The sequence below is a fragment of the Neokomagataea anthophila genome (assembly GCF_018122595.1).
Lineage (GTDB): Bacteria > Pseudomonadota > Alphaproteobacteria > Acetobacterales > Acetobacteraceae > Gluconobacter > Gluconobacter anthophilus.
The window spans coordinates 1-207 of record NZ_JAGRQH010000306.1; the positions used below are offsets into that span (position 1 = coordinate 1).

The following is a 207-nucleotide window of genomic DNA, read 5'->3' on the forward strand; positions in this document are numbered from 1 at the left end:
AATACGAACCAGATGATCGTTGAGATTATGGGTCTCATGATGCCGGACTCAGCCTATATTAACCCACATACAAAGCTGCGTCAGGCGATGACGAGTGCGAGTATCCATCGTTTGTCTGAGATCAGCATGAACGGGAACGATTCCCGCCCGCTGGCAGAATGTTTCGATGAACGTGCGCTCTTGAATGCAGCTGTTGGTTTGTTGGCG

1 protein-coding gene is annotated in these 207 nt (G+C 50.2%); it reads left to right on the forward strand.

Going from position 1 to position 207, the window contains the following annotated elements; all coding sequences use genetic code 11:
- Nucleotides 1-207 (forward strand): dihydroxy-acid dehydratase domain-containing protein (locus tag KB213_RS12750; protein WP_211683641.1); only part of this gene is annotated, 207 nt, incomplete at both ends.